Consider the following 26,877-nt stretch of genomic DNA (forward strand, 5'->3'; position numbering starts at 1 on the left):
AGCGACAGTCAGCGGCTGGACTGGACCACGTGACGGCCTTCAGAGGCCGGGACCAGCAAACTGGCAGTAGCCAGGGCCAGGGCTGAAACCGCAGCGAAAGCGGCGGCTGACAGCGGCCCCCAGGTCCGGACAGGTGGCGTAGGCGCCTGCAAAAGCACCTTGGCAAGCGCCAGTTGTTCCGGGTCAAGGGCAGAATCGTTGAGCGACATGGCGGCAGCATCCGCCGGGGCGGGAAAACTGGCAATCCGCCTCAATCATCACGCCGAAGCGCCAACTTCGGGTTCCCTCCTTGTCGAGGGTGATCTAGAGACGAAACCCATGATCCTGGTTATCGATAACTATGACAGCTTCACCTACAACCTCGTTCACTATCTGAACGAGCTTGGGGCCGAGACCCTTGTCTATCGCAATGACGCCCTGACGGTTCAGGAGGCCCTGGGTCTCAAGCCGCAGGGGATCCTTCTGTCCCCCGGGCCGTGCACGCCCAATGAAGCCGGCATCTGCCTGGACCTGATCGCACAGGTGCCGGCCGACATGCCGATCCTGGGCGTCTGCCTTGGTCACCAATCCATAGGCCAGGTCTTCGGCGGCGACGTCATCAGGGCCAAGTCCCTGATGCATGGCAAGACCAGCCCCATGCATCACACCAATTCGGGGGTTTTCGAGGGCATGCCCCAGCCCTTCACGGCGACCCGCTATCACAGCCTGTCCGTGGCCAGGGAAACCCTGCCTGAGGTACTGACCGTGACCGCCTGGACCGATGACGGGGAGATCATGGGCTTCCAGCACAAGACCCGCCCGGTCCACGGGGTGCAGTTCCACCCGGAATCCATTGCGACTGAGGGCGGTCACCACCTGCTGGCCAACTTCCTGCGCCTGACCGGCGTGACGCCCCTGGCTGTCGCCTAGACATGTCGGACGCCTTCAAGCCCTTGCTGGCGCGGCTGGCGGACGGCGGAACGCTGAGCGAGGCCGAAGCCGGCGAATTCTTCGACGCCTGCCTGCGGGGCGAACCGACGCCGGCCCAGGTGGCCGCCGCCCTCACCGCCATGCGGCTGCGGGGCGAGACCATCGGGGAAATCACGGCCTCCGCCCGGGCCATGCGCCGGGCTGCCCTGCCCCTGGAAGCGCCCTACCCCACCTTCGATGTCTGCGGCACCGGCGGCGATGGGCTGCATACCCTCAACATCTCCACCGCAGTCAGCTTTGTCGCGGCGGCCGGCGGCCTCAAGATCGCCAAGCATGGCAACAGGGCCATGTCGTCCAAATCCGGCACTGCCGATGTCCTCACCGCCCTGGGCGTCAACATCTCGGCGCCGCCAGAAATCCAGCGTCGGGCCCTAGATGAGACCGGCCTCTGCTTCATGTTCGCCCAGGCCCACCACGGCGCCATGCGCCATGTGTCGCCGATCCGTGCTGAATTAGGCTTCAGGACGATATTCAACCTGCTGGGCCCATTGACCAATCCGGCCGGCGCCACGCGCCAGGTGCTGGGTGTCTTCTCCGAGCGCTGGGTCGAGCCCCTGGCCCGGGTCCTGGGCGCCCTGGGCTCGGAGCGCGCCTGGGTGATCCATGGCAGCGGCATGGACGAGATGACGACGACCGGCGAGACCGCCGTCGCCGAGTGGCGGGATGGACAGGTCCGGCTCTTCACCGTCACGCCCGAGGCTGTCGACCTTCCCCGCGCCAGTCTCGCCGACCTGGTGGGCGGTGATCCGGAACACAATGCTGCAGCCCTGAGACGCCTGCTGGAAGGGGAAACAGGCGCCTATCGCGACATCGTGGCCCTCAATGCCGCGGCGGCCTTCCTGGTGGGTGAAAGGACTGAAACCCTGCGGGATGGGGTGACGATGGCCAAGGACCTGCTGGACAAGGGCGCTGCGAAGAAGGTCCTAGACCAGCTCGTAGAGATAGCGCCGCGCCCATGACCGACATCCTTGAGTCCATCGCCGCCTACAAGCGCATTGATGTCGCCCAGCGCAAGCTGGCTCGAACGGTCAGCGACCTTGAAGCCGCGGCCAGGAGCGTCTCCGCGCCCCGAGGCTTTCGTCAGAGCCTCGTCGCGGCCCACGCCCCTGGGCGCCTGGCCCTGATCGCCGAAATCAAGAAGGCCTCACCATCAAAGGGGCTGATCCGGGCGGATTTCGATCCACCTGCCCTGGCCGCCGCATATGAGGCCGGCGGCGCAGCCTGCCTGTCCGTCCTCACCGACGCACCGAGCTTTCAGGGCGATGACAGCTATGTCGCCCTCGCCCGGAGCGCAGCAAGCCTGCCGGTGATCCGCAAGGAGTTCCTGGTCGACCCCTGGCAGGTGGCCGAATCGCGGGCCCTCGGCGCCGACGCGATTCTGGTGATTCTGGCGATGGTGGATGATTCCATAGCGGCCGACCTGATGTCCGAAGCGGCAAGGCTTGGCATGGACGCCCTGGTGGAAGTCCACGACGCCACCGAAATGCGCAGGGCCGAGGCCCTCGGCGCGAACCTTGTGGGCGTCAATAACCGGAACCTGCGGACCTTCGAAATCGACCTGGCCACAACCGAAGGATTGGCGGAAATCGCCCCGAAACAGGCGCTTCTGGTCACGGAAAGCGGAATCTTCACCCCGGAGGATGTGCGGCGTCTCGAGACCGTCGGCGCCCGCGCCATGCTGGTGGGTGAGAGCCTCATGCGGCAGGCCGATGTGGCGGCGGCGACCCGCACCCTGCTGGGCTGACTGGCGGCCCGGGTCCTCAACTTGACATTAACTAAGAACGCTTAGAGAACATCGGCGAACGTTTTCGCTTTGTTCTTTGGAGCCGCCGACATGCTCACCCGCAAACAGCACGAGCTGCTCATGTTCATTCATGAGCGGATCAAGGAGACCGGAGTCTCCCCGTCGTTTGACGAAATGAAGGATGCTCTGGACCTGGCGTCCAAGTCCGGTATCCACCGGCTGATCACGGCCCTTGAAGAGCGCGGCTTCCTGCGGCGACTGGCCCACAGGGCCCGCGCCCTGGAAGTGGTCAAGCTGCCCGAACAGGCGACCACATCCGCCCCGCCCAAGGGACGGGGCTCTTTCCGGCCGCAACTGGTGGAAGCCGGTGAAGGCGCGCCCTCTGTCCTGGCCGCCAACGACGCAAGGGAACTCTCCATCCTGGGCAAGATTGCCGCCGGAACGCCGATTGAAGCTATCCAGCAGGAACGCGATCGCCTCATGGTGCCGGAAAACATGCTGGGCGCTGGCGAACACTTCGTCCTCGAAGTCCAGGGCGACTCCATGCTGAACGCCGGCATTCTCGACGGCGATTACGTGGTGATCCGCAAGACGGACTCCGCCACGTCCGGAGACATTGTGGTCGCATTGGTCATGGGTCAGGAAGCCACCCTCAAGCGCCTGCGCAAGAAGGGCGCCTCCATTGCACTCGAAGCCGCCAACCCGGCTTACGAAACCCGGATTTTCGGCCCGGATCAGGTTCAGGTCCAGGGTCGCCTTGTCGGTCTGATCCGACGTTACCACTAGGACTTTTCGCCTAGTCCGAGGATGTCACGCCGTGCGTCCAGGGACGATCTCCCCGGAGGGGCTGGGCCCAGACAATACGCCAGCTCCCGTCCGGACGTTTGTAAAGCTCAGCCGAGCCACCGGCCCTGAAATCCCCTGCGCTCAGGACGAGTCCTGAAGGACAGGGGCTATGGTCCGCGTCACCCCGCAGAACCAGGACCTCAGCCTTGCAGAGCCGGTCCCTGTCACGTTCAGCCGTTCCTTCCCGCCGGGTCCACACGGCGGCCATGTCAGGCGCATCCGCCCTGCTCTGGACGCAAGACCAGCGGTCGCACTGATAGGCGGCGTCCCGGGCAACCTGCTGGTTGGTCGGCTCAAGCAAACCGCGGCGTCGGGCCCAGACCTGGGCCGCAAACAGTTTCACGTCAGGCCTGAAGAATATGGCCTCCCCGCCCAACCGTACGGCAAACGCCGAGGCGTCTGCAGAGACCCACGCGTCGGGTTGGGGCGGCCTCGGGGCCAGGTTGACCGCAAGGGCCAGGGGAAGGCCCAGCCATCGCCAGCGGCCCTTCCAGATAGAGAGGAAAAGGATACCGAGAAACGACGCGGCCAGGGTCCAGGATGGGGCGCTCGCCACGGTGATCTGGGACAGCGGCGCAGTGGCCGCCACTTCGGCAATCCGGTTCATGGCCGCAATGGCGTCGCCCGCCACATGCAGGGGCGCAGCGCCGAGACCGAAGGGCGCGAGCACAGCCCCGATGGCGAGGACTGGCAGCATGACAAAGGTAGAGATCGGCTCGACCAGAAGATTGCTCGCCAGTCCATAGGTCGAAATGCGGTTGAAGTGCTGCAGGGCGAAGGGCCCTGTCGCCAGTCCGGCCACCAGGCTCGCCATCAGACTGGCCATGAAGAGGGTTCCCGCACCTTGAACCATCCGAATGGCCCACGGCGCCTGAATTTCCCGGGCTGGCCTTGGCCAGTTTTCCGCCAGGGCCACCAGGGCGCAGGTCGCGGCGAAGGACATCTGGAAACCGGGTTCGGTCACGGCCTCAGGCTGGACCGCGAGGATCAGAAGGGCCGACATGCCAAGGGTATGCAAACTGATCGCACGCCGGTCAAAGACCATGGCCCAGAAGGCGCAGGAGGCCGTGATGGCGGCGCGTATGGCAGGATTTGGCCAGCCGGAAAGGCATAGATACCCCATGACCATGGCGAATCCGGCCAGGGCCGCTACCTTCTTTCCGGAAACCCTCAGGGCGAGCCAGGGCCAGGCGGCAATCGCCAGCCGGATCGCCGCGAAGGTGAATCCTCCGACAATGGCCATGTGCAGGCCCGAAATCGAAATGATGTGTGCAAGGCCGGCCGCCCGGAGATTGTCCACCTCGGCCTTGGGAATGTAGGCCTCGTGGCCGGTCACCATGGCGGCGGCCAGACCACCTTCCTGAGGCCCCAGAATGCCGACGATCTGCCGGGTCAGGGCCCAACGCATGGCGTTGATGCGCATCTGCAGGGCCAGCCGGAAGGGCGGAGCGGCTTTCGAAGCCATGACCTCGGGCGCGCCAAGGGCAAATCCCACACCGCCAATGCTGTCGAAAAACGCGTCCCGGGCGAAGTCATACGCTCCGGGACTGGCTGGCGGCGGCGGCGGATTGATCATGGCCTTGAGGCGAATGACCTGGCCGGGCGCTGGCAGGGTGGCTGACGGCTTGAGGGTGACCCTCACACGGATCGGGGTCTCCTCAGGCGCCAGCCGGCTGATGGCGATGGGCGCCAGCAGGAGGCGCTGCCCGCCCTGTCCGGGACTCGGAATGTCGACGACAAAGGCGTCAACCACAACAACGCCAAGGTCAGCTGGCACGACTGGCGCCCTCACCCGCTCGGTCCGCAGCTTTGCTGCCGAAAAGCCGCCGACGGCGGATGCAACAAGCACAAGTCCCGCCAGCATCCAGCGTCCGCTGACCAGTCTTTGGCGACAGGCCACCAGGGTGACCGCCACTCCCAGCAGGATCCAGGCGAGCCAGGCAGTGGGTTCGCGGGGAAGGATGAAATAAATGGCCGAACCACATCCGGTCGCCACCGGAAGCCAGAGTGGCCATTGATCAATCTGCGCCCGGATTTCCTCCCGGAAATGCGCCCAGAGCGCCCTTGGACTAGGAGGGTTCAGATAACGCGTGATATGACGCCCGTCCCTGTCCCCGACCGCCGTCGGGGCATTGTCCGCCAAAGTCATAGCGTCCATGTCCGAACGACCCGTCGTCACGCGTATCGCCCCCTCGCCCACCGGCTCCATGCACATCGGCACGGCCCGGACTGCCTTGTTCAACTGGCTCTACGCCAAGCATACGGGCGGAACATTCCTGCTCCGCATCGAGGACACTGACCGGGAACGCTCCACCGAGGCCGCCGTACAGGTCATCTTTGACGGTCTGGCCTGGCTGGGCCTGACCCCGGACGCGACGCCGGTCTTCCAGGCCGCCCGGGCAGACCTGCACCGCGCCGCCGTGGATGAACTGCTGGCCCGGGGCATGGCCTATCGCGACTACACCACCCAGGAGGAGCTTGCGCAGGAGCGCGAACTCGCCCGGGCGGAGGGCCGCGTGGTCCGCTCCGTCTGGCGCGATCATGTGGGGAATTACGATGAAGCTCAACCCTTTGTCGTGAGGCTCCGCAGCCCGCAGGATGGCGAGACGATTGTTGATGATCAGGTCAAGGGACGCATCAGCTTCCAGAACAAGGATCTGGACGATCTGATCCTGCTGAGGACCGATGGCACGCCAACCTATAATCTGGCTGTTGTGGTCGATGACCATGACATGGGGGTGACCCACGTCATTCGTGGGGATGACCACCTCAACAACGCCGCCCGCCAGGCCCTGATCTATCAGGCCCTGGGTTGGGACGTGCCCGTCTGGGCCCACCTGCCGCTGATCCACGGTCCGGATGGCGCAAAGCTTTCCAAGCGTCATGGCGCCCAGGCCGTCGGAGAGTTCGCCGACCTTGGATATCTGCCAGAGGCCATGCGCAACTACCTCGCCCGGCTGGGCTGGGGTCATGGCGATGACGAGATCTTTTCTGACGAAAAGGCGGCCGAATGGTTCGACGTGAAGGACGTGGTCAGCGCCCCGGCAAGGCTGGACTGGGCAAAGCTGAACCACATCAACAATCACTATATCCGGCTAGCGGCGATTGACCGGCTGGCTGTGGAGGTCGCGGCGATCCTTTCAGGTCGGGGAGAACCGTCCAAGGTTGAGGATGCGGAGATACTGCACCGCACAATTCCCCTGGTCAGGGACGGCGCCAAGACCCTGCTGGAACTGGCGGACGCGGTCGTCTTCGCCCTTAAGGTCAGACCCCTGGAGCTCAATGAAAAGGTCCAGGGACTGCTCACCGAAGAGACTCGGGGGCGACTGGGCCGGCTGGCCGCCGTCCTGCGTGATCTGTCCGTCTGGGAGGGGCCGGCCATCGAGGCCTGCCTTCGGACATTCGCTGAATCCGAAGGTGTTGGCCTTGGCAAGATTGGCCCTGGCCTGCGCGGTGTCCTGTCTGGGGGATCTCCGGCGCCAGATCTTGCAGGAACTCTGGTTAGCTTAGGGAAATCGGAAAGTTTAGGTCGTATTGAGGATGCTCTTTCGCCGTCCACATAAGGCGGTATAAGGCAAATATAACACCGGTTTTAAAATCCGTATTCGAGGGGATATCATGGGCGATACGGCCAAGATTACAGTCGGCGGCACGACCGTCGAAATGCCCATTTTGAAGGGCACTGACGGCCCAGCCGTCGTCGATATCCGCAAGTTGTACGCGGAGGCCGACGTCTTCACCTATGACCCTGGCTTCACCTCAACGGCATCCTGCGAAAGCAAGATCACCTTCATCGACGGCGACAAGGGTATCCTGCTGCACCGCGGCTATCCCATCGACCAGCTGGCAGAAAAATCCAGCTTCCTCGAGGTCTGCTATCTCCTACTGCACGGCGAACTGCCGAGCGCCAAGGAGTTCGAGGAGTTCGAGCACACCATCACCTATCACACCATGCTCCATGAGCAGTTTGACCGGTTCTTCATGGGCTTCCGCCGCGACGCCCACCCCATGGCGATCATGGTCGGCGCTGTCGGCGCCCTGTCGGCCTTCTATCACGACAGCACCAATGTGGATGATCCGCAGCAGCGGATGATCTCGTCCCATCGCCTGATCGCGAAGATGCCGACCATCGCCGCCCGTGCATTCAAGTACTTCCGCGGTCAGCCCTTCGTGCACCCGCGTAATGACCTGTCCTATGCGGAAAACTTCCTGCGCATGTGCTTCTCCGTCCCGGCGGAAGACTGGAAGCCGAACCCGATCCTGACCCGCGCCATGGACCGGATCTTCATCCTCCATGCTGACCACGAGCAGAACGCCTCGACCTCCACCGTCCGTCTGGCCGGTTCGTCCGGCGCCAACCCCTTCGCCTGCATCGCAGCTGGCATTGCCTGCCTGTGGGGCCCGAGCCATGGGGGCGCCAATGAAGAAGCCCTCAACATGCTCAAGGAAATCGGCACCGTTGAAGCCATTCCTGAATACGTTCAGGGGGTGAAGGATCGCCGCTATCGCCTGATGGGCTTTGGCCACCGGGTCTACAAGAACTACGACCCCCGCGCGACGGTCATGCAGAAGACCTGCCATGAAGTCCTGGCGGAAGTCGGTCACCAGGATGACCCCCTGCTGAAGGTGGCGATGGAACTGGAAAAGGTCGCCCTGAGCGATCCCTACTTCATCGAGCGCAAGCTTTACCCGAACGTCGACTTCTATTCGGGCATCACCCTGCGCGCCCTCGGCTTCCCGCCGGAAATGTTCACCGTGCTCTTCGCCCTGGCCCGCACGGTCGGCTGGATCTCGCAGTGGCGCGAAATGATCGAGGATCCGTTGCAGAAGATCGGCCGCCCGCGGCAGATCTACACCGGCGCGCCGCACCGGGATTATGTCGAGCTCAACAAGCGCGGCTAAGGATTTCGGCCCTGAACCCCACCGGTTCAGGGCCTTTTTCTTTTATGGTCGGGAAGCGCCCACAATCCTTATCAGGGCGTCAGCCGCTGCGATTGAGGGGTCAGGCCCTCCCCTCCCCATGATGTCGAGCGCCGCAAGCTGTTTGGCCGACTGGGCGGTTCGCAGGGCCGGGTCATTCAATCGGTCTGAAATGGCCGCCGCCAGTTTTTCCCCTGTGCAGTCTTCCTGAATGAATTCCGGTGCGACCAGGGTCTTGGCTGCAATGTTGAACAGGGTGATCGGGCGGCGGACCAACCAGTTGACCAAAGCGTAAGTCAGGGCATCGATCCTGTAGGCCACCACCATGGGACAGCCGGCCAGGGCCAGCTCGATGGTCACTGTGCCAGAGCAGGCCAGCGCGACCGTGGCCGCCTTCATGGCGTCGTACTTGGCCCTGTCGCCGTCAACCACATGCGGTCGGACCGGCCATGACTCCACAGCATGTCGCACAGCCTCAGCGACTGTGGGGGCCGCGGGGATAATGACCTGCAGATCTGGTCTGTCGGCCTGCAAGCGCGCCACCGCCTCGGCAAAGGGCGGGAGGACCCGGCGAATCTCACTGGGGCGGGACCCGGGCAGGACAAGCAGGATTTCCGCGCCTTCGGGAATGGCCAACTCGGCCTTGATCCGTCCTGGATCAGCATCCCGGAAGTCGACGCCCAGGGCCGCATTTCCCACAAAGGTCGTTGGCAGGCCTTCAGCCTCAAAATAGGGTGCATCGAAGGTGTGTATGGAGAGAAGGTGGTCGACAGACCTGGCCAGGACCTTTGCCCGACCGCGCCGCCAGGCCCAGACCTGGGGCGCCACATACTTGATGAGCGGTAGGCCGGGTATCTGTTTGCGGATCCGGTTGGCGACCCGAAGGCTGAAGGCCCAGGAATCGATCAGCACAACCACGTCGGGCCGCTCCCGGATGGCCAGGTCCACGGTCAGCTTCACCAGTTGCATGGCGCGCCGGTAGACTGCCAGGGCGTCGACGACGCCCAGAATGGACAGCTCTGAAATGTCGAAGATGGACTCAACGCCGACGGCCGCCATCTTCTGGCCGCCTGCGCCGATGAACCGCACCTTGTCTCCGAGCTTTTCCCGCAGGGCTGCGGCGAGCCCCGCCCCACGATCGTCGCCGGAAGCTTCGGTTGCAACCAGCATGACGCAGAGGGGACGGGCCATGCTACTCGGGCTCCACGCCGTAGACGAAAAGGCCAAGCTCATCGGCCAGGTCGATAACCTGATCCCGGTCAAGAACCAGCAGACGACCAGCTTCGCCGGCAATGCCCGCCAGCCCGGCGGCTGCGGCCCTCTGGACAGTGGCGAGGCCGATGGTCGGCATGTCCACCTTTGTCTCCTGGATGGGCTTGGGCGCCTTCGCCAGAACACCACGATAGGCTCCCGGCTGTCCGCGTATGGCCGTCGGTATCTCGTTTGCGACCCGCCTGAGCATGGCGTCGGTGCCCTCCTGCGCCTCGACGGCCAGGACCAGCCCGTCGCAGACGACAGCGCCTTGACCTATGTCCAGCTCGCCGATTTTCCGGGCAACCAGCAGGGCCCGGGCAATGTCGGTCTTGTGTTGGGGGCCAGGTGAAATCCGGCCCATGGCGCCGGCTCTCAAGGTCAGGTCGCTCTTGGCCTCATGGGCGCCTTCGATAAGGAAGCCTTCCTTGGAGAACTCATCAAGAATGACCCTGAGCAGGGCGTCATCGCCCTTGCGTGCGGCCATGATCACCGACGGCAGTATGGCCAGACCGCGCAGGTCAGGCTTGAGCGATGCAAAGTCGGGCCGGCTGACATTGCCGACCAGGCATACCGACTTGCAGCCTGCCCGCTTGAGAAGCTTGATGCACTTCCCCACCTCGGCGAGGCCGACCTCCGCCCCGGGAAAAGCGTCGAGTTCGGGACCAGCGAACCCCTTCAGGCGGGCGATGAAGACCTCCCGCCCCGCCTGTTCGCAATGCTGTGCAATCTCAACCGGCAGAGTGCCTCCGCCGGCGATGAGACCAAGCTTTCCGGCCACCCTAGACCTCACGCTCCGGCAGGCAGAGGGGGCGATTGCCGTCAGCGCGAATGAACTCGATGATTTCCATCACAGGCGCACTGTGGCCGAAGGTCGCCGAGGTGTCGTCGACTCGCTCCTGGAAGGTACCCTCCTCGGCGAACAGCAACCGATAGGCTGATCGCAGTTCGGAAATGGTCTCACGGGAGAAGTCGCGACGTTTCAGGCCAACCAGGTTCAGGCCCTCAAGGTGCGCGTGATTTCCCCAGACCAGACCATAGGGGATAACGTCCTTGGTGACGGCCGCCAGGCCGCCGATGAAGGAATAGCGCCCGACCCGGCAATACTGGTGCACCGCCGCCAGGCCGCTGACCATGACAAAATCCCCAACATCCACGTGCCCGCCAAGGGTCGCTGAGTGTGCAAGGATCACATTGTCGCCCACATGACAGTCGTGGCCGACATGGCTAGTGGCCATGAACATGCCGTCATTGCCCACCCGGGTGACCCCACCGCCACCGGGGGTCCCGATATGCATGGTCACGTGCTCCCAGATCTTGTTCCGGTCGCCAATGAGCAGTTCGGTGGGCTCGCCGTTATAGCCGGTATGGTGAGGCGGGCCTCCAAGGTTTGCAAAATTGCGCACCGTGCAGTCCGCACCGATGGTCGTATGTCCCTCGATCACGGCATGGGTCAGAATCTTCGTCCGGTCGCCGAGCTTCACATTCTCGCCAATGACGCAGAAAGGGCCCACGGATACGTCTTCGCCCAGTTGCGCCCCGGGGGCGACAATGGCGGTCGGGTGGATATCTACGCTCATGAGGTCGGGGTCTCCACCAGCATGGCGGCGTAGTCGCACTCTGCGGCCATCTTGTCTCCGACCATGGCGCGACCATGGAACTTGAACAGACCGCCCCTGGCCTTATCCACCCGCACTTCCAGTCTGAGCAGGTCGCCTGGCCTGACAGGGTGGCGGAAGCGGCAATTGTCTACGGAAGCAAAAAGGATGGTCTTGCCGCGCGGATCAACATCCAGGGTCTTGGACATCAGGACGGCGCCCGTCTGGGCGATGGCCTCGACAATCAGCACACCCGGCATGACCGGATAGTCGGGAAAGTGCCCCTGGAAGAAGGGTTCGTTGAACGTCACGGCCTTGATGCCGACAATGCTTTCGCCCGCCACATAGTCTTCAGCGCGATCAACCAGCAGAAAGGGAAAGCGGTGCGGTATCCGGACAAGGATCTCAGCGATATCAATCGATACCCCTGACTTCGGTTTGGCCTCAGCGTCACTCATCTTCACCCCCGGACCGCGGCCGCGCCGCAGCTTTCGATAGCCAGTTCACTTCCCTGAGCCACTTCCTCAGAGGTTGGGCGGGATAGCCGCTCCAGATTTCACCAGCAGGAATATCCTTCAGAACGCCGGCGGCGCCGCCGACCTGTGCGCCATCACCGATGGTGATGTGGTCAGCCACACCGGCGCGACCGCCAAAGCGCGCACCGTCACCAATGGTAACGCTGCCCGATATCCCGACATAGGCCGCCATGACGCAGTTGCGGCCTACTCTTGTGTTGTGGCCAATGTGCACAAGGTTGTCGATCTTGGTGTTCTCGCCAATCGACGTGTCGTCATAGGCGCCGCGATCTACTGTCACGCCAGCGCCAAGGGTGACACCGTCCTGGATGATGACGCGCCCCAGCTGCGGAATATCGATGATCCCGGCAGGACCAAGGGTAGCGCCGAAGCCGGCCTCACCGACGACGGCGTTGGAATAGATCATCACCCTGTCGCCGATCATGGCGAATGAAATCGAGGCGTTGGACCCGATCTGGCAGTCGCGCCCGATGGTGACGCCAGGGCCGATCACCGTGTTGGCGCCGATCCGGGTTCCACGGCCGATCCGTGCGCCCTGACCGATCACGACTCCTGGAGCCAGCTCGACGCCCTCCTCCAGGCCTGCATCGAGCGAAATGGCCGTCTGGCCGGCGTGTCGATGCGGCCTGTGCAGCTTCAGCGCCGCCAGCGCGTACACAGCCTGGGGATTCTTGGCGATGAGCACTGAACAGCCGGACGGCGCTTCGGCGGCAAGCCTTGGCGGCAAAACGCAGGCCCCTGCTTCAGAAGTCGAAAGGTCCGCCAGGTATTTCTTGTCAGAGACAAAGGTGAGGCTGTCACGTTTGGCGTGCGCCAGGACCGCCACCCCCTGGATCATCAGGGACGGATCAGCTCCCTCCCCCAACTCGGCGCCTGTCGCCATGGCGATATCCGCCAGGGAGACAGGTCCAAGGTCTTCATAGAAACGGCTGTCAGGCATGCGACGCGATCATCCAAAAGCCCGCGTCGAACCCGCGAGTCGTCCTAGTTGCCAGTTTGGCCGCCGGGGGTCGCCTGGTCCAGACGTTCCCGATCAAAGGCGAACTGGGTGATCTTCACATTCAGGCCGGCGACGACGGACTGCGTGATGTCCATGGCGGGGTTGGCAAGAACCACAGCGTCCCGCTGCAGCAGGAGGCTGCACTTGGCCTGCTGATAGGAAGCCCGGACGATGGGCTCCATTTCCTGACCAATGCGGCCGATAGCCTTTTGCTGGGTGGCCTGCATTTCACGTTCACGGAGCTGGGCCTTGCGCTGAAGCGCATTGGCCCTCAGCTGCAAAGCCGATGTCTTCTGGTCGACAGCGGCCTGATCCAGGGTTCCGCGCTGACCATCCAGGGCCTTGGCTTCATTGGCGATGGCCGTCTGCTCAGCGCTCAGTTCGGACTGAACCTGGGTGCCGATCTGCTGGAGTCGGGTCTGCACATACTTGCCGACTGTTGACGTCCCCATGGCGCCTTCAAGCGCCACGATGCATACGCCCGGCACGACCGGCCCATGGGACACGGCTGGCGGCGGAGCTGCGGCGGCCTGAGCATAGGCTCCGGCCACGCTGGTCATTGAGAGCGCAGTCGCGAGGACCACGGCGGAAGTGATCTGGATTTTCATGTTTCTAGAAACTCGTTGCAGTGGAGAATTTGAAGGTTTCCGTCCGGTCATAATCTGCTTTGGACAGGATCTGACTGAAGTCGAACCGGATGGGACCCATGGGGGACTTCCACATAACCGACAGACCGGCAGAAGCGCGCAGGGTCAGATCGTCGTGGATATTCGGGTCAATCTTGCCCGTGGCATCAAGCTTGTCCTTGCGGTCCAGCAGCCCCAGTGTGCCGACATCGGTGAACAGGGCGGCCTTGATCCCGTACTGCTCCGGCAGGAATGTCGGGATGGTCAATTCAGCCGTGCCGATCGCGTAGGCGCGGCCGCCAAGGGCGTCAGACCGGCCGCCATTCGTGTCGCGTGGACCTATGCCCGCTGTCTGGAAGCCGCGGAAGGTGTTGCCGCCCTTGTAGAAGCGGTCATTCACCCGGATCGTGTCACCGCCCCAGCCACCGGCATAGCCGGCGCTGCCAAGCAGACTCATGATGAAGGTCTTGTTGAAGCCGTGATACCAGCCGCCTTCAACCTCGATCTTGTTGTAGTTGACGTCCCCGCCCACACCCGCAAAATCCTGGGTCAGGTTCATGTAATAGCCGCGTGTCGGACGGATCGGATCGTTCCGACGATCGGTCGACAGGCCAAAGCCCAGGAGGGAGGTCGTGAAATTGCCCCGCTGTGCGCACAGGGACAGCGAAACGATGGGAGCGGAAGGATCGCAATAGGTGTCGTCGATCTTCACATCGTCATTGCGCAGGACATAACGCATGGACATGGCCGAGTTCAGGGTCAGGGGGAAGCCAACCCTGAGGTTCGAGCCCAGTGACGATGTCTGATAGGCGGAGTATTGCGAGAAGTCATACTTGTAGGAGTAGATGTCGATGCCAGCTCTCAGGTTCCTGTCGAGGAACCTTGGCTCGGTGAAGGACAGGTCAACCTGCTGCCGGAGTGAGCCGACCGACACCCGGGCACGCAGATCCTGTCCACGGCCGCGGAAATTGCGCTGGGTGATGCCCAGATCCAGAACCAGCTGATCCACCGAGGAGTAGCCGGCGCTGAAGGAAAGCTCACCGGTAGGCTGCTCTTCCACCTTCACCTGCAGGTCGGTCCTGTCGGGGTTCGCCGTCGGAATTTCCGTAATGGTGACTTCCTTGAAGAAGCCAAGCCCCTTGATGCTGTTCTTCGAGCGATCGACGAGGGCGCGGTTATAGGCGTCGCCTTCAACCAGGTTCATTTCCCGCCGGATCACATAATCCAGGGTCTGGGTATTGCCGACGATATCCACCCGGTTGACGTAGACCCTGGGTCCTTCATTCACCTGGAAAGTGACATCGACAAGCTTGGTCTTGGGGTTGGCCGTATAACGCGGCCTGACATCAACCGAAGCAAAGCCGGCGGCGCCGGCGGCGAAGGTCAGGGCGTCCGTCGCGCCTTCAATCCGCTCATCCTCGTAAAGGTCGCCGGACTGGATCGGCACCAGGGATTGCAGGACATCCTTGTCGAGCTTCTTCAGCGTCGTCTCGACGGCGATTTTCCCGAACTTGTACTGGGGACCTTCCTCGAGGGTGTAGGTGATGGCGAAGCCGTTCTTGTCCGGCGCCAGCTCGGCCACTGCAGACACGATGCGGAAATCATAGAAGCCACGATTGCGGTAGTGCTTACGCAGCTGCTCCTTGTCGTATTCCAGCCGGTCGGGATCGTAGTTGGCGTTGGTCGAGAAGAATTTGTACCAATGGGTCTGCTCGGTGACGACCACGTCCCGCAGATCGTTGTCCGAAAACTCGGAGTTGCCGAGGAAGTTGACCCGTAGGACCCCGCTCTTTGGGCCCTCGTTGATTTCGAAAATCAGATCCACCCGCTTCTGGGGCAGCTCGACGATCTTGGGAGTTACAGTGGCGGAGATCCGTCCGGAACGACGATAGAGCTCGATGATCCGCTGGATGTCAGACTGGACCTTCGCCTTGGTGAAAATCCCGCGAGGGCGAACAGTGACTTCATCACGAAGCTTGTCTTCCTTGAGACCGCTGTTTCCCTCGAAGACCACCTTATTGATAATCGGATTTTCAACGACATTGATGATCAGGTCGCCATTGGTGAAGGAGACTTTCACGTCGGAAAACAGATCCGTCCGGAACAGGGCCTTCAAGGCCAGGTCGATCTTCGCTGAATTGACCGCATCCCCGGTCTGGACCGGCAGATAGGAGAGGATTGTCGACTGCTCGATCCGCTCATTGCCGGCGATGAGCACCCGCTGAACCACACCGTCCTGCGAGGTCGCCTGGGCCAGAACGACTGTCGGAGCCAGTATTGCGGCCGAACCCATAAGCAGGGCGAGGCCGGAGGCGAGCGCGGCGCTCGAAGCGCGAGTTCTATGCATCGTTTCAGCCGTCACCGGGAATAGGAAGCGAGTCAGAGGAACAGACCGCCAATGAATTTGAACACTTGCAGTTGCTGCAGGTCGTTCCATGTCGCGAACAACATCAAACCGAGCACCAGCGCAAGGCCCACACGATAACCCGCCGCCTGAATGTGGGCGGAAACAGGACGTCTCGTTGCGGCTTCAAACGCATAAAACATCAGGTGTCCACCATCCAGAACAGGGACGGGCAAGAGGTTCATAAAGCCGATTCCGACCGAGATTATGGCGGCGAGCTTCAAGAGATTGCCGCCGCCGAACAAAATCAGCGACTTCACGTCAGGTGAGACCTCCGCACTGGCCTTGGCCAGATTGCCGGTCATGTGGGCGATCCCCAGGGGGCCATGCAACTGATCGGCGGAAATCTGGCCGGTTATTATGCGGCCAAGTCCGAAGACGCTCATCTGCAGCGTCTTCCAGGTCTGCTGCGCGCCCGCCACCAGGGCGGAGGCCGGATCATACTTTACGGAGATGAAGTCAGAGCGGTTCTGCACGGGAACAATGCCCAGGATACCGATCTTCTGCTCGCCGGCGATGGAGTCCGAAACCGACTTCCACCGGGGGGTCGCCGTGAGGGTGAGGTCCTCCCCGCCCCTCTTGACCACAAAGACTGTCGGAAGGCCGCCCCGGATCTGGACCACCTGCTGGAGGTCATCAAAAGCTGCAATGCGGTGGCCGTCTGCCTGGACTACAAGGTCGCCAGCCTTGAAACCGGCGGCTTCAGCTGCGCTTCCAGGCTGGATCTGGGCGATCTTGGCCGGCAGGACCCGATCGCCAAAGATCATCAGGATTGACGCAAAAATGACTATGGCCAGCAGGAAGTTTGCGGCCGGGCCCGCGATCGTGATGAAGGCCCTCTGCCAGAGCGGCTTGAAGTGGAAGTAGCGGCCAACCGCCCCCGCCCCCTCGGTTCTGACGATTTCCTGTCGCAATTCGTCCAGATCGTGCTGGTCAGGTACGCTGGCGGCGTTCTCATCTCCGGCAAACCGGACATAGCCGCCCAGGGGAATCCAGCCGATCCGCCATTCAACGCCTGATTTGTCCTTCCATGAGGCCAAGGCCCGGCCAAAACCGATGGAGAAGGTATCGATCGCGACGTCACATGCCTTGGCCGCAAGAAAATGGCCGAGTTCATGAACCGTGACGATCAGGGTCAGAACCAGCAGCCATGGGATGACATAGATCGCCGCTTCCTGAAGGAAATGTATCATCGGCTGGGCCCCCTAGACCCGCTTCGCCGAATGGCTTGCGAGGACTTCGCCCGCCACTCGCCGGGCTGTGGCTTCAACGTCCCGCACATCGTCAAGAGCATCGCTCATGTCATCCTCAGCGAGACCCCTGGCCTCAACCTGATTCAAGGTTTCGCCTACGATTGCGGCAATATCGAGAAAGCCTACCCTGTGGTCAAGAAAAGCCGCCACGGCGACCTCATTTGCGGCGTTCAGGACAGCTGGCGCATGGCCACCGGACGCAAGGGCGGCCTTGGCCAGGCCAAGGGCGGGAAACCGTTCGAGATCCGGCGCGGTGAAGGTGAGATCCCCGGTTTTTGTCAGATCCAGCTTCGGCGCCGGCCAGGCCATCCGGTCAGGCCAGGCAAGGGCGCAGGCAATCGGGGTCCGCATGTCTGGGGCGCCGAGCTGCGCCAGGGTTGATCCGTCCAAGTATTCCACAAGGCTGTGGATAATGGATTGTGGATGAACAATCACATCCACCTTTTCAGGCGGCATGCCGAAAAGGTAGGCCGCCTCGATCATTTCAAGGCCCTTGTTCATCATGGTGGCGGAATCCACCGAGATCTTCTTGCCCATGCTCCAGTTGGGATGGGCCACAGCCTGTTCCGGCGTAGCCGCCGCCATTTGTTCGAGAGTCCACGTTCTGAAGGGCCCGCCTGAGGCTGTAAGGATCAGGCGCGACACCTGGGAGGCATTTGCGGGCTCAAAGACCTGGAAAATGGCCGAGTGTTCGGAATCGACCGGTATGACCATGCCGCCAGCCCGCCGGGCGATCCGCAGCAAGCGGGGGCCGGCGCAGACCAGGCTTTCCTTGTTGGCCAGGGCGATGATCGCCCCGGACCTTGCGGCGGCGAGGGTTGGCGCAAGACCGGCAAAGCCGACAATGGCGGACATGACCCACTGGGCGCCAGCCTGCGCGGCTTCGACAATGGCCTGCCGCCCGGCCTGCGCCTGCACACCCGAGCCCTGCAGGCGGGCGCGCAATTCCTCGAGGCGACTTTCATCTTCGATGACAGCATGTTGCGGACGCCACTTCAGGGCCTGTTCGGCCAGCAGGGCAACATTGCGCCCTCCGGTCAGGGCGACCACTTCAACGTCTGATCTTGCCTTTTCCAGGAGATCAAGGGTGGAGACCCCGACCGAACCTGTGGACCCAAGGACCGTAATCCGGCGCGGCAGGCTCAATGGCCCCATCCAAGATGATTGATCAGGCGGGCGCCCGCGATCACAACGACCGCGAACATCAGCCCGTCCACCCGGTCCAGCAGGCCGCCATGGCCTGGAATGAGGTCGCCTGAATCCTTCACGCCAAAGCGACGCTTGAGCATGGATTCCCAGAGATCCCCCGCCATGGTCGCAAGTCCGCCGGCAAGGCCGACCGACAGGGCGGCCCAGATGTTCAGATCAAACCAGGGCAAGGCGGACATCATGGCGCCGACCCCCATGGCCGCAGCCAATCCACCGAAGAAACCTGACCAGGTCTTGTTGGGTGAAAACCGGGGCCAGAGCTTGGGGCCCTTCAAGGTATTCCCAACCGCATAGGCGGCGATATCCGCCGCCCAGGTGATGCCAAACAGCATGAAGGTCCAGAAGACACCCTGCTTGGTCGATCTCAGCCAGACCAGGCAGATACAGGAGACGCCAAGGTAGAAGACCCCGTAGGCGGCATTGAACGGCTTTTCGGACACACCTCTTGCGACAAGGGCCGCCGCAAGGCCTCCCAGAAACAGGCAGGCCCAGACCAGCCACATCCGGTCCAGATCCCGGTGAGCCAGTATGACCCCGGCCAGCACAGCTGCGCACACCGCCGTGGAAACCCGCACGGGCGCATTGGGCGCGGTCATGCCGCCCCATTCTATGGACAGTAGGGCCACCGCCACGGCGATGAGGACAAGGAATGGCCACCCGCCCCGCGCCCACCCGGTGTCAAACCAGATCGCCGCAAGCACCAATGGAACAAGAATGGTCGCAGAGACCACTCGAACGCCCAGGTTTGACCAATCAAAGGACTTGCTAGCCGGCGGCAAGGACATCGTCCGAAACCGCGCCGCCAAACCGGCGTTCGCGCTTGGCATATTCCGCCAGGGCTGCCGCAAGGTGCTCCTTGCCATAGTCGGGCCAAAGCACGTCCTGGAAGACGAACTCGGAATAGGCAGACTCCCAGAGCAGGAAATTCGACAGTCGCTGCTCTCCGGAGGGCCGGATCACCAGATCCGGCGGCGGCAGGCCGCCTGTCGAAAGATACCGGGCAAAGACCGCCTCGGACATGTCTTCCGGTCTTGCCCGCCCCTCAGCGACATCCACCGCGAACCTTTGCGCGGCGTCGGCGATATCGGCCTGTCCGCCATAATTGAAGGCGATCTGCAGGAAGAAAACATCGTTGGCGGCGGTCCGCGCTTCGGCCTCTGTCAGCATGGCCTGAAGGTCTGCGGAAAGCCCCTCCCGCCGCCCGACGGCCCGGACCCGGACCCCGTCCCGCTCCAGTCGGGCAAGGTCGCTTTCGAAGTATCGCTTGGGCAAGGCCATGAGTTCAGCCACTTCCGCGGCGGGCCGGCTCCAGTTTTCGGTGGAAAAGCCGAACACGGTCAGGGACCGGATGCCCAGTTCCGGCGCTGCGGCGACGGTTCGCTTCAGAGCCTCAACACCAGCCCTGTGCCCCAGGGTGCGCGGCAGGCCGCGACGCTTCGCCCACCGGCCATTGCCGTCCATGACGATCGCCACATGCAGGGGCGTTCCAGTCGGCTCTGAAGGGCTTGGCGCCATATGTTTCCTCGCCGGTCCTGGAAGCAGCCGACTAAACCTGCATGATCTCTTGTTCTTTGATTTTCAAGGCTTCGTCCACCCGCTTAACAGCCTCGTCAGTGAACTTCTGGATCTCGGCTTCCATGCGCTTCTGCTCGTCCTGACTGATGACAGAGTCCTTCTCCGCCTTCTTCAGGTCGTCATTGGCTTCACGACGGACATTACGGATGGCCACCTTCTGATGCTCGGCATACTTGCCGGCAACCTTGACCAGGTCCTTGCGGCGCTCCTCGGTCAGGGGCGGGATCGGAATGCGAAGGGTCTGGCCTTCAACAACAGGATTGAGGCCCAGGCCGGAATTGCGGATGGCCTTCTCAACGGAGACCACCACGCCCTTGTCCCAGATGCTCACCGTAATCGACCGGGCTTCCGGCACGCTCACGGCGCCAACCTGGCTGATGGGCACGGTCGCCCCGTAGGCTTCGACCATCACCTGATCGAGCAGGCTGGCCGAGGCCCGGCCCGTCCGGAGACTGCCAAACTCGTCCTTAAGGGCGACAATCGCCTTGTCCATTCGGTCCTTGTACTTGGAAAGGACCGGCTTTTCTGCTGCAGCCATGAGACCTGCTCCCTGTAAATCAGTGCTAGTCGGCTATGGTCGTAAAGACCCCTTGGCCCTGAAGCACCTTCATGAAATTGCCCCGCTCGCGGATCGAGAAGACCACGATCGGGATGTGATTGTCGCGCATGAGCGCAATAGCCGAAGCATCCATCACCCGGAGGTCCTGGGCCAGGACATCGTGATAGCTGAGGGTCTCATACCGCTTGGCGGTTGGATCCTTCTTCGGGTCGGCGGTGTAGACCCCATCAACCGAGGTCCCCTTGAACAGGGCTTCACAGCCCATTTCAGCAGTCCGCAGGGCGGCTGGCGTGTCGGTGGTGAAGAAGGGCGCGCCCAGCCCGGCGGCGAAGATCACCACCCTGCCCTTTTCCAGGTGCCGCATGGCGCGCCGACGGATGTAGGGCTCGCAGACGGCGTCCATGGGAATGGCGGACTGAACCCGGGTATCGACACCAGCCTTTTCAAGGGCGCCTTGCAGGGCCAGGGCGTTCATCACGGTCGCCAGCATGCCCATATAGTCAGCGCTGGCCCGGTCCATGCCTTTGCCGGCCAGGGAAACGCCGCGAAAGATATTGCCGCCGCCCACGACAAGGCAGAGCTCGACACCGGCGTCGACCACTTCCTTGATGTCCTCGGCCACCGCCTCGATGGTCTTGGTGTCGATGCCGAACATGGCGTCGCCCATCAGGACCTCGCCCGACATCTTCAAGAGGATCTTCTTGTAGCGCGGCTGACCGGTCATGGGCGTGTCTCGAGAATCTGAACTGCAGTCTACATAAACCAAGGGCGTGGTGCGCGTCGAACGCACCACGCCCTTGATACACAGGATTTCTTCGCGACTAGCCTTGGCCGGTCATCGAAGCCACTTCGGCTGCGAAATCATCCACCTTCTTTTCGATCCCGTCACCGAGACCAAAACGCACATAGCCCTTCACGGTCACCGGAGACCCGGTTTCCTTGGCGGTTTCAGCGACCAATTGCTCGATGGTCTGGTCCGGGTTCATGACGAAGGACTGCTTCAGCAGGACCACTTCCTCGTAGAACTTGCGGATCCGGCCTTCGACCATCTTCTCGACCACGGCCGGCGGCTTGCCGGATTCCAGGGCCTGTTCGGTGAAGATCGCCTTTTCCCGTTCCACGGCGGCCTGATCCAGGTCGTCGGTGGACAGGGAGAGCGGGTTGGTGGCCGCCACGTGCATGGCGATCTTGCGACCCACGTCAGCGAGCTTGGCCTGATCGCCAGCCCCTTCCAGGGCCACGAGCACGCCGATCTTGCCCACATCGGGACCAACCGAAGCGTGGACGTAGGAAGCCACAGCCCCCTGCGTCACGGTCAGCTGGGTCACGCGGCGCAGGTTCATGTTCTCGCCGATGGTGGCGATCATGTTGGTGACCATGTCGTTCACGGACTCGCCGCTCGCGACCTTGGCTCCGCCCAGCGCTTCCAGTTCGCCCTGGTCCAGAGCCGCAACGCCAATGGCGCGGGCGGCGTTCTGGAAGGTTTCGTTCCGGGCCACAAAGTCGGTTTCAGCGTTCAGCTCGATGACAGCACCGGTCATGCCCGCGCCGTCATTACGAACGGCGGCCGAGACCAGACCTTCAGCTGCGACGCGGTCGGACTTCTTGGCGGCCTTGGCCAGACCCTTGGTCTTCAGCCAGTCCATGGACGCTTCGATGTCGCCATTGTTTTCCTGCAAGGCCTTCTTGCAGTCCATCATGCCAACGCCAGATTTTTCGCGCAGTTCCTTGACCAGCGCAGCGGTGATTTCCGCCATGGTCAGCTCCTTCCGTCAGATTGTAAGGGGCGACATCCGAAGACATCGCCCGTTGAATACGCCATTCATGTGACAACCTTCCCGCCAGTCCGAACCGCGGCCCGGGTCCTGACGGGAAGTGTCGGGCCTCAGTCGGCCTTAAGCTTCAGGCGCCGCAACTTCGGCGACTGCTTCTTCCATGGTGGCCGGAGCCGGCGCCGCCGCGGGGGCAGGCTCCGGCGTCAGCTCTCGGGCCAGGGTCGGCTCGATCGGAGCGACCGAAGCGCCGATGTCCACACCCGACGCCGAAGCGCCGGCGGCCAGGCCATCGAGGATCGAGTCGGCCAGGAGGTCGCAATAGAGCTGGATGGCCCGGGCGGCGTCATCATTGCCCGGGATCGGGAAGTTGATGCCGTCGGGATCGCAGTTGGTGTCGAGGATGGCGATCACCGGAATGCCCAGCTTCTTGGCTTCCAGGATGGCGATGGCCTCCTTGTTGGTGTCGATCACGAACATCAGGTCGGGAATACCGCCCATGTCCTTGATCCCGCCCAGGGACAGTTCCAGCTTGTCGCGCTCGCGGGTCAGCTGCAGCAGTTCCTTCTTGGTGCGGTTGCCCGGATCGCCGTCCAGAACGCCTTCCAGTTCGCGCAGGCGGGCGATGGAGCCCGACACGGTGCGCCAGTTGGTGAGCGTGCCGCCCAGCCAGCGGTGATTGACGTAGTATTGCGCGCAGCGCTTGGCCGCCACGGACACCGGGTCCGAAGCCTGACGCTTGGTGCCGACGAACAGCACGCGGCCACCCGAAGCCGCCACGTCGCGGGCCTTGACCAGCGCCTGGTGCAGCAGGGGGATCGACTGCGAGAGGTCGATGATGTGGATGTTGGAACGGCTACCAAAGATGTAGCGGTCCATCTTCGGGTTCCAGCGGTGGGTCTGGTGACCGAAGTGGGCGCCAGCTTCCAGAAGCTGACGCATGGAGAAGTCGGGAAGCGCCATGTCGTATGGTCCTCTTTTTCCGGTTGGCCTCCGCAGACAAACCCTCCGAATGGAGGACCGGAATGGAAAACGCCGGGATGTCTCCCCGACCCTTGCCAAACGCCTGCGTGTGGAATGGCCGCGCATGTAGGCGCAAACGGTTGAAAAGGCAAGTCTGACGGCGGCAGCCGGGTCATCCACAGAGGCGGCGGATGCCGCAGTGGGCCATGTCGCCTAGAGGTCTTCCACGAAAACCACACCGGGCGAGGTCTTGATGGCGCCACGAACGGCCCCATCCAGGGTAAACCGCCCTGGCAGCTTCAGCTCGACTTCCCGTCCGCCATCTATGGCTGCGACGAGAATGATCTCACCCCCGCGGTTGTTTGAAACCCCTTCCAGGCGGGCCTTGAGGGCGTCAATCTCTGCGCTTCGCGGCGTCACATGGACACGCAGCCCCGCCACCGCGTTCTCGATAGCCTTTTCCACAGGCTCGGCGTCGTCTCCAAAGAACCGCACCTCCCCGTCCCTCGCCTTGGCCCGCACCTTGATACAGACAGCACGGCCCGGCTCGAGAATGTCGCGACATTTGCGCAGGGATTCCGGCGGGAACAGCACCTCATACTCGCCGGTCGGATCCGAAAGGGTGACGAAGGCGAACTTCTCGCCGCTGGACTGGGAGGCCCGCTCCTGCCGCCGACGGACAACGCCCGCCATACGGAAGGCCTCTGCGCCCGCTTCAGCCTTGGGAATCACATCCGCCAGCAGGTCGGTGCGCTTGCGACGCAGCGCCGTCACCATGTCGTCCAGAGGATGGCCGGAAAGGTAGAAACCTACCGCCGCCAGCTCCTCATCCAGCCGCTGGGTCGGTGTCCAGGAGTCCACCTTGGGCAGACGCGGGCGCTGGGCTTCCAGCTGGTCTCCGCCAAACAGGGAGCCCTGGGCAGATTGCCGTTCCGCCGCCATGCTCTGACCGTAGGCCACAAGGCTGTCGGCAGAGGCGAAGATCTGCGCGCGATTGGGGTGGATTGAGTCAAAAGCCCCTGCGCGAGCCAGGGTCTCGAAGGTGCGCTTGTTCACCTGCCGGGGGTCGATACGCTCGACGAAGTCGAAGATGTCACGGAAGGGTCCACCTTCACGGCGCACCTCCACCAGATGCTCCATGGCCTGGAGGCCGACATTTCGGATGCCGCCCAGGGCGTAGAGAACCTGACCGTCGAGCACGTCGAAGTCGGCGCTGCTCAGATTGACATCAGGCGCCCGCACGGGAACCCCGAAACGCTTGGCGTCCTGATAGAAGACCGCCAGCTTGTCGGTGTTGGAAATATCCAGGCTCATGGACGCGGCGAAGAACTCCACCGGCGTATTGGCCTTCAGCCAGGCGGTCTGATAGCCGATCAGGGCGTAGGGCGCCGCGTGCCCCTTGTTGAAGCCATAGCCCGAGAACTTGGACATCAGGTCGAAGAGGGTCTGGGCAAGGTCTGCAGGTACGCCGCGCTCGGCCGCACCGGACGAGAACCGCTCCCACTGCTTATCCATCTCCTCCTTCTTCTTCTTGCCCATGGCGCGACGAAGGAGGTCGGCTTCACCCAGGCTGTAGCCGGCCATCAGGCGGGCAATGCTCATCACCTGTTCCTGATAGACGATCACCCCGTAGGTATCGGCCAGAACAGGCTCCAGAAGCGGGTGGTAGACGTTCATCGGCTTGCGGCCGGCCTTGACGTCCACATAGGCCGGAATGGAGTCCATGGGGCCCGGCCGATAGAGGGAAATCAGCGCGGTGACTTCCTCCAGCGAGTTGGGGCGCAGCTGACGCAGGGTGTCGCGCATGCCCTGGCCTTCAAGCTGGAAGACCCCGACCGTCTGGCCCGAAGCCATGAGCTCATAGGACTTGTTGTCATCAAGCGGCAGCTTCTCGAGGACGAAATCTGCGCCCCGCTTGGCCAGGTGCTTCATGGCCCGGTCGATGACCGTGAGGGTTTTCAGGCCCAGGAAGTCGAACTTCACCAACCCGGCGCTTTCGACCCATTTCATGTTGAACTGGGTGGCCGGCAACTCTGAGCGCGGATCACGATAGAGGGGAGACAACTCGGTCAGTGGCCGGTCGCCGATCACCACACCTGCGGCGTGGGTGGAGGCGTTCCGGTAGAGCCCTTCCAGTTTCAAGGCGATTTCCAGAAGCTGGGCGACCGCCTCATCATCTTCCTTGGCCTGACGCAGACGGGGTTCGATTTCGATGGCCTTGGCCAGGGTGACCGGATTGGCCGGATTGGCCGGCACCATCTTGGCCAGCCGGTCCACCTGTCCGAGGGGCATCTGCAGGACGCGTCCGACGTCTCTCAGCACGGCCCGCGCCTGCAGGGTGCCAAAGGTGATGATCTGCGCCACGCGGTCACGGCCATATCTCTGCTGGACATAGCCGATCACCTCTTCCCGCCGCTCCTGGCAGAAGTCGATGTCGAAGTCGGGCATGGAGACCCGCTCGGGATTGAGGAAGCGCTCGAAGAAGAGGCCATACCTCAATGGGTCCAGGCCGGTGATCAGCAAGCTCCAGGCCACCAGCGAGCCTGCGCCGGATCCCCGTCCGGGACCGACCGGAATTCCATGGGCGACGGCCCACTTCATGAAATCCGAAACGATCAGGAAGTAACCGGAAAAGCCCATGGACTGGATGACGCCGATCTCCAGTTCCAGCCGCTCCCAGTACGCAGCCTCTGGCTTGGCGAGCTCTATGGAAGCCAGCCGGGCCCGCAGACCTTCCCTTGCCTGGGCCTCAAGTTCCTCCGCCTCGGTTCGTCCCTCTGCGGTCGGAAAACTGGGCAGGATCGGATTGCGCTTTTCAACCATGAAGGCGCAGCGGCGGGCGATGTCGATGGTGTTGTCACAGGCCTCGGGCAGGTCCGCGAACAGGGCGCGCATATCGGAAGCCGGCTTGAACCAGTGCTCCGCCGTGACCTTCCGGCGATCCTCCTGGCCGATGAAGGCGCCGTCCGCGATACACAACAGGGCCTCATGGGCGCTGTAGAGATCCGGCGTCGCGAAATAGACGTCGTTGGTCGCCACGAGTGGCGCATCATGCGCGTAGGCGAAGGCTACCAGATCAGGCTCCGCGACTGCCTGACTGTGCATGCCGTGACGCTGGAGTTCTACATAGAACCTGTCGCCGAAAACCGCCTGCATGGCGGCAAGCGCGGCGTCGCCCTCCTCCGTCTTGCCAGAGGCATAGAGTGGATCAACGGGACCATCTGGCCCGCCCGAGAGCAGGAGCAGTCCCTCGGCGCACTCGGCAACCATGGCCCAAGGAACCGATGGCTCTTCCGTCGCCTCGGCCTCCAGAAAGGCATGCGATGAAAGCCTGGAGAGATTGAGATACCCGGTCTCGTTCTGGACAAGGAGCAGAATGGTCGGCGTCTTCGCCCATCGCTCGGGCGCCCGCCCCCCAATACCTGTTACCGGCAGCAGACATCCGATAATCGGCTGGACCCCGGCATCCTTGGAGAGGACCGAAAACTCCAGGGCCCCAAACAGATTGGCCCTATCCGTCAGGGCCACAGCAGGCATTTCGGCCGCCACCGCCAGTTTGGCGATCCCTTCGGCCTTGATCGCCCCTTCCAGCAGGGAATAGGCGGACCTGACCCGAAGGTGCACAAATCCGTCTGTTCCGCTCACCGTCAGT

24 protein-coding genes are annotated in these 26,877 nt (G+C 62.8%); 6 read left to right on the top strand and 18 right to left on the bottom strand.

Going from position 1 to position 26,877, the window contains the following annotated elements; genetic code table 11:
• Positions 1–8 precede the first annotated feature (8 nt).
• Positions 9–209: a hypothetical protein gene (locus CFE28_09945; GenBank protein OYU70281.1), complete on the bottom strand. Its 201-nt coding sequence runs from the start codon at positions 207–209 to the stop codon at positions 9–11.
• 109 nt (positions 210–318) lie between these two features.
• On the opposite strand from CFE28_09945, the gene CFE28_09950 reads away from it, so the two are divergent.
• The 4 genes from CFE28_09950 to CFE28_09965 all read left to right on the top strand — a co-directional run bounded on the left by CFE28_09950 (position 319) and on the right by CFE28_09965 (position 3,499).
• Complete coding sequence (locus CFE28_09950) at positions 319–909, top strand: aminodeoxychorismate/anthranilate synthase component II (GenBank protein ID OYU71658.1); 591 nt, start codon at positions 319–321, stop codon at positions 907–909.
• Positions 910–911: 2 nt separating this feature from the next.
• Entirely contained in the window at positions 912–1,928 is a 1,017-nt protein-coding gene (gene trpD / locus CFE28_09955) for an anthranilate phosphoribosyltransferase (GenBank protein OYU70282.1), read from the top strand.
• The gene (locus tag CFE28_09960) at positions 1,925–2,713 is read left to right on the top strand and encodes an indole-3-glycerol-phosphate synthase (protein OYU70283.1); all 789 of its coding nucleotides are present in this window, start codon (positions 1,925–1,927) and stop codon (positions 2,711–2,713) included. The genes trpD and CFE28_09960 overlap by 4 nt, the downstream gene beginning before the upstream one ends.
• A gap of 90 nt (positions 2,714–2,803) precedes the next feature.
• Positions 2,804–3,499, top strand: coding sequence for a repressor LexA (locus CFE28_09965; protein ID OYU71659.1), 696 nt, complete (start codon positions 2,804–2,806; stop codon positions 3,497–3,499).
• A 10-nt stretch (positions 3,500–3,509) separates the two neighbouring features.
• Here CFE28_09965 and CFE28_09970 read toward each other — a convergent pair whose 3' ends face one another.
• Positions 3,510–5,708, bottom strand: coding sequence for a competence protein ComEC (locus CFE28_09970; protein OYU70284.1), 2,199 nt, complete (start codon positions 5,706–5,708; stop codon positions 3,510–3,512).
• A gap of 7 nt (positions 5,709–5,715) precedes the next feature.
• Here CFE28_09970 and CFE28_09975 point away from each other — a divergent pair, with 7 nt between their 5' ends.
• Both CFE28_09975 and gltA read left to right on the top strand, forming a co-directional pair.
• Complete coding sequence (locus CFE28_09975) at positions 5,716–7,122, top strand: glutamate--tRNA ligase (GenBank protein OYU70285.1); 1,407 nt, start codon at positions 5,716–5,718, stop codon at positions 7,120–7,122.
• Between the two features lie 55 nt (positions 7,123–7,177).
• Positions 7,178–8,461, top strand: a complete 1,284-nt coding sequence (gene gltA, locus CFE28_09980) for a citrate (Si)-synthase (GenBank protein ID OYU70286.1) — start codon at positions 7,178–7,180, stop codon at positions 8,459–8,461.
• 42 nt (positions 8,462–8,503) lie between these two features.
• On the opposite strand, the gene lpxB is transcribed toward gltA, so the two are convergent.
• The 16 genes from lpxB to CFE28_10060 all read right to left on the bottom strand — a co-directional run bounded on the left by lpxB (position 8,504) and on the right by CFE28_10060 (position 26,870).
• Positions 8,504–9,670, bottom strand: coding sequence for a lipid-A-disaccharide synthase (gene lpxB, locus CFE28_09985; GenBank protein OYU70287.1), 1,167 nt, complete (start codon positions 9,668–9,670; stop codon positions 8,504–8,506).
• A 1-nt stretch (position 9,671) separates the two neighbouring features.
• Positions 9,672–10,511 (bottom strand): UDP-2,3-diacylglucosamine pyrophosphatase, encoded by an 840-nt coding sequence (locus CFE28_09990; GenBank protein ID OYU70288.1) that lies wholly within the window; start codon positions 10,509–10,511, stop codon positions 9,672–9,674.
• Between the two features lies 1 nt (position 10,512).
• On the bottom strand, positions 10,513–11,310 hold the full coding sequence (locus tag CFE28_09995) for an acyl-[acyl-carrier-protein]--UDP-N-acetylglucosamine O-acyltransferase (protein OYU70289.1): 798 nt from the start codon (positions 11,308–11,310) through the stop codon (positions 10,513–10,515).
• Positions 11,307–11,786 (bottom strand): 3-hydroxyacyl-[acyl-carrier-protein] dehydratase FabZ, encoded by a 480-nt coding sequence (fabZ, locus tag CFE28_10000; GenBank protein OYU70290.1) that lies wholly within the window; start codon positions 11,784–11,786, stop codon positions 11,307–11,309. The genes CFE28_09995 and fabZ overlap by 4 nt, the downstream gene beginning before the upstream one ends.
• Positions 11,779–12,804: a UDP-3-O-(3-hydroxymyristoyl)glucosamine N-acyltransferase gene (lpxD, locus tag CFE28_10005; protein OYU70291.1), complete on the bottom strand. Its 1,026-nt coding sequence runs from the start codon at positions 12,802–12,804 to the stop codon at positions 11,779–11,781. Before lpxD ends, fabZ begins: the two co-directional genes overlap by 8 nt.
• Positions 12,805–12,848: 44 nt before the next feature.
• The gene (locus CFE28_10010) at positions 12,849–13,472 is read right to left on the bottom strand and encodes an outer membrane chaperone Skp (GenBank protein ID OYU70292.1); all 624 of its coding nucleotides are present in this window, start codon (positions 13,470–13,472) and stop codon (positions 12,849–12,851) included.
• 4 nt (positions 13,473–13,476) lie between these two features.
• On the bottom strand, positions 13,477–15,837 hold the full coding sequence (gene bamA, locus CFE28_10015) for an outer membrane protein assembly factor BamA (protein OYU70293.1): 2,361 nt from the start codon (positions 15,835–15,837) through the stop codon (positions 13,477–13,479).
• Positions 15,838–15,869: 32 nt separating this feature from the next.
• Positions 15,870–17,087: an RIP metalloprotease RseP gene (locus CFE28_10020; protein ID OYU70294.1), complete on the bottom strand. Its 1,218-nt coding sequence runs from the start codon at positions 17,085–17,087 to the stop codon at positions 15,870–15,872.
• 12 nt (positions 17,088–17,099) lie between these two features.
• Positions 17,100–18,302 (bottom strand): 1-deoxy-D-xylulose-5-phosphate reductoisomerase, encoded by a 1,203-nt coding sequence (locus CFE28_10025; protein OYU70295.1) that lies wholly within the window; start codon positions 18,300–18,302, stop codon positions 17,100–17,102.
• On the bottom strand, positions 18,290–19,141 hold the full coding sequence (locus CFE28_10030) for a phosphatidate cytidylyltransferase (protein ID OYU70296.1): 852 nt from the start codon (positions 19,139–19,141) through the stop codon (positions 18,290–18,292). Before CFE28_10030 ends, CFE28_10025 begins: the two co-directional genes overlap by 13 nt.
• Positions 19,122–19,871: a di-trans,poly-cis-decaprenylcistransferase gene (gene uppS, locus CFE28_10035; GenBank protein ID OYU70297.1), complete on the bottom strand. Its 750-nt coding sequence runs from the start codon at positions 19,869–19,871 to the stop codon at positions 19,122–19,124. Before uppS ends, CFE28_10030 begins: the two co-directional genes overlap by 20 nt.
• A 31-nt stretch (positions 19,872–19,902) precedes the next feature.
• Positions 19,903–20,469, bottom strand: coding sequence for a ribosome recycling factor (locus CFE28_10040; GenBank protein OYU70298.1), 567 nt, complete (start codon positions 20,467–20,469; stop codon positions 19,903–19,905).
• A 25-nt stretch (positions 20,470–20,494) separates the two neighbouring features.
• The gene (locus CFE28_10045; GenBank protein OYU70299.1) at positions 20,495–21,214 is read right to left on the bottom strand and encodes a UMP kinase; all 720 of its coding nucleotides are present in this window, start codon (positions 21,212–21,214) and stop codon (positions 20,495–20,497) included.
• A 97-nt stretch (positions 21,215–21,311) separates the two neighbouring features.
• Positions 21,312–22,247 carry a translation elongation factor Ts gene (gene tsf / locus CFE28_10050; protein OYU70300.1) on the bottom strand — a complete coding sequence of 312 codons (936 nt, stop codon included), beginning with the start codon at positions 22,245–22,247 and terminating at the stop codon, positions 21,312–21,314.
• 138 nt (positions 22,248–22,385) lie between these two features.
• Complete coding sequence (rpsB, locus tag CFE28_10055; protein ID OYU70301.1) at positions 22,386–23,225, bottom strand: 30S ribosomal protein S2; 840 nt, start codon at positions 23,223–23,225, stop codon at positions 22,386–22,388.
• A 213-nt stretch (positions 23,226–23,438) separates the two neighbouring features.
• Entirely contained in the window at positions 23,439–26,870 is a 3,432-nt protein-coding gene (locus CFE28_10060) for a DNA polymerase III subunit alpha (protein OYU70302.1), read from the bottom strand.
• Positions 26,871–26,877: the final 7 nt, after the last annotated feature.

Source organism: Alphaproteobacteria bacterium PA2, assembly GCA_002256425.1.
Classification (GTDB): Bacteria; Pseudomonadota; Alphaproteobacteria; order Caulobacterales; family Caulobacteraceae; genus Phenylobacterium.

What these genes read in the sequence shown, in the direction of transcription:
- CFE28_09945 (OYU70281.1), bottom strand. Translation starts at nt 209, where the DNA reads ATGTCGCTCAACGATTCTGCCCTTGACCCGGAACAACTGGCGCTTGCC.
- CFE28_09950 (OYU71658.1), top strand. Translation starts at nt 319, where the DNA reads ATGATCCTGGTTATCGATAACTATGACAGCTTCACCTACAACCTCGTT.
- trpD (OYU70282.1), top strand. Translation starts at nt 912, where the DNA reads ATGTCGGACGCCTTCAAGCCCTTGCTGGCGCGGCTGGCGGACGGCGGA.
- CFE28_09960 (OYU70283.1), top strand. Translation starts at nt 1,925, where the DNA reads ATGACCGACATCCTTGAGTCCATCGCCGCCTACAAGCGCATTGATGTC.
- CFE28_09965 (OYU71659.1), top strand. Translation starts at nt 2,804, where the DNA reads ATGCTCACCCGCAAACAGCACGAGCTGCTCATGTTCATTCATGAGCGG.
- CFE28_09970 (OYU70284.1), bottom strand. Translation starts at nt 5,708, where the DNA reads ATGACTTTGGCGGACAATGCCCCGACGGCGGTCGGGGACAGGGACGGG.
- CFE28_09975 (OYU70285.1), top strand. Translation starts at nt 5,716, where the DNA reads ATGTCCGAACGACCCGTCGTCACGCGTATCGCCCCCTCGCCCACCGGC.
- gltA (OYU70286.1), top strand. Translation starts at nt 7,178, where the DNA reads ATGGGCGATACGGCCAAGATTACAGTCGGCGGCACGACCGTCGAAATG.
- lpxB (OYU70287.1), bottom strand. Translation starts at nt 9,670, where the DNA reads ATGGCCCGTCCCCTCTGCGTCATGCTGGTTGCAACCGAAGCTTCCGGC.
- CFE28_09995 (OYU70289.1), bottom strand. Translation starts at nt 11,310, where the DNA reads ATGAGCGTAGATATCCACCCGACCGCCATTGTCGCCCCCGGGGCGCAA.
- fabZ (OYU70290.1), bottom strand. Translation starts at nt 11,786, where the DNA reads ATGAGTGACGCTGAGGCCAAACCGAAGTCAGGGGTATCGATTGATATC.
- lpxD (OYU70291.1), bottom strand. Translation starts at nt 12,804, where the DNA reads ATGCCTGACAGCCGTTTCTATGAAGACCTTGGACCTGTCTCCCTGGCG.
- CFE28_10010 (OYU70292.1), bottom strand. Translation starts at nt 13,472, where the DNA reads ATGAAAATCCAGATCACTTCCGCCGTGGTCCTCGCGACTGCGCTCTCA.
- bamA (OYU70293.1), bottom strand. Translation starts at nt 15,837, where the DNA reads ATGCATAGAACTCGCGCTTCGAGCGCCGCGCTCGCCTCCGGCCTCGCC.
- CFE28_10020 (OYU70294.1), bottom strand. Translation starts at nt 17,087, where the DNA reads ATGATACATTTCCTTCAGGAAGCGGCGATCTATGTCATCCCATGGCTG.
- CFE28_10025 (OYU70295.1), bottom strand. Translation starts at nt 18,302, where the DNA reads ATGGGGCCATTGAGCCTGCCGCGCCGGATTACGGTCCTTGGGTCCACA.
- CFE28_10030 (OYU70296.1), bottom strand. Translation starts at nt 19,141, where the DNA reads ATGTCCTTGCCGCCGGCTAGCAAGTCCTTTGATTGGTCAAACCTGGGC.
- uppS (OYU70297.1), bottom strand. Translation starts at nt 19,871, where the DNA reads ATGGCGCCAAGCCCTTCAGAGCCGACTGGAACGCCCCTGCATGTGGCG.
- CFE28_10040 (OYU70298.1), bottom strand. Translation starts at nt 20,469, where the DNA reads ATGGCTGCAGCAGAAAAGCCGGTCCTTTCCAAGTACAAGGACCGAATG.
- CFE28_10045 (OYU70299.1), bottom strand. Translation starts at nt 21,214, where the DNA reads ATGACCGGTCAGCCGCGCTACAAGAAGATCCTCTTGAAGATGTCGGGC.
- tsf (OYU70300.1), bottom strand. Translation starts at nt 22,247, where the DNA reads ATGGCGGAAATCACCGCTGCGCTGGTCAAGGAACTGCGCGAAAAATCT.
- rpsB (OYU70301.1), bottom strand. Translation starts at nt 23,225, where the DNA reads ATGGCGCTTCCCGACTTCTCCATGCGTCAGCTTCTGGAAGCTGGCGCC.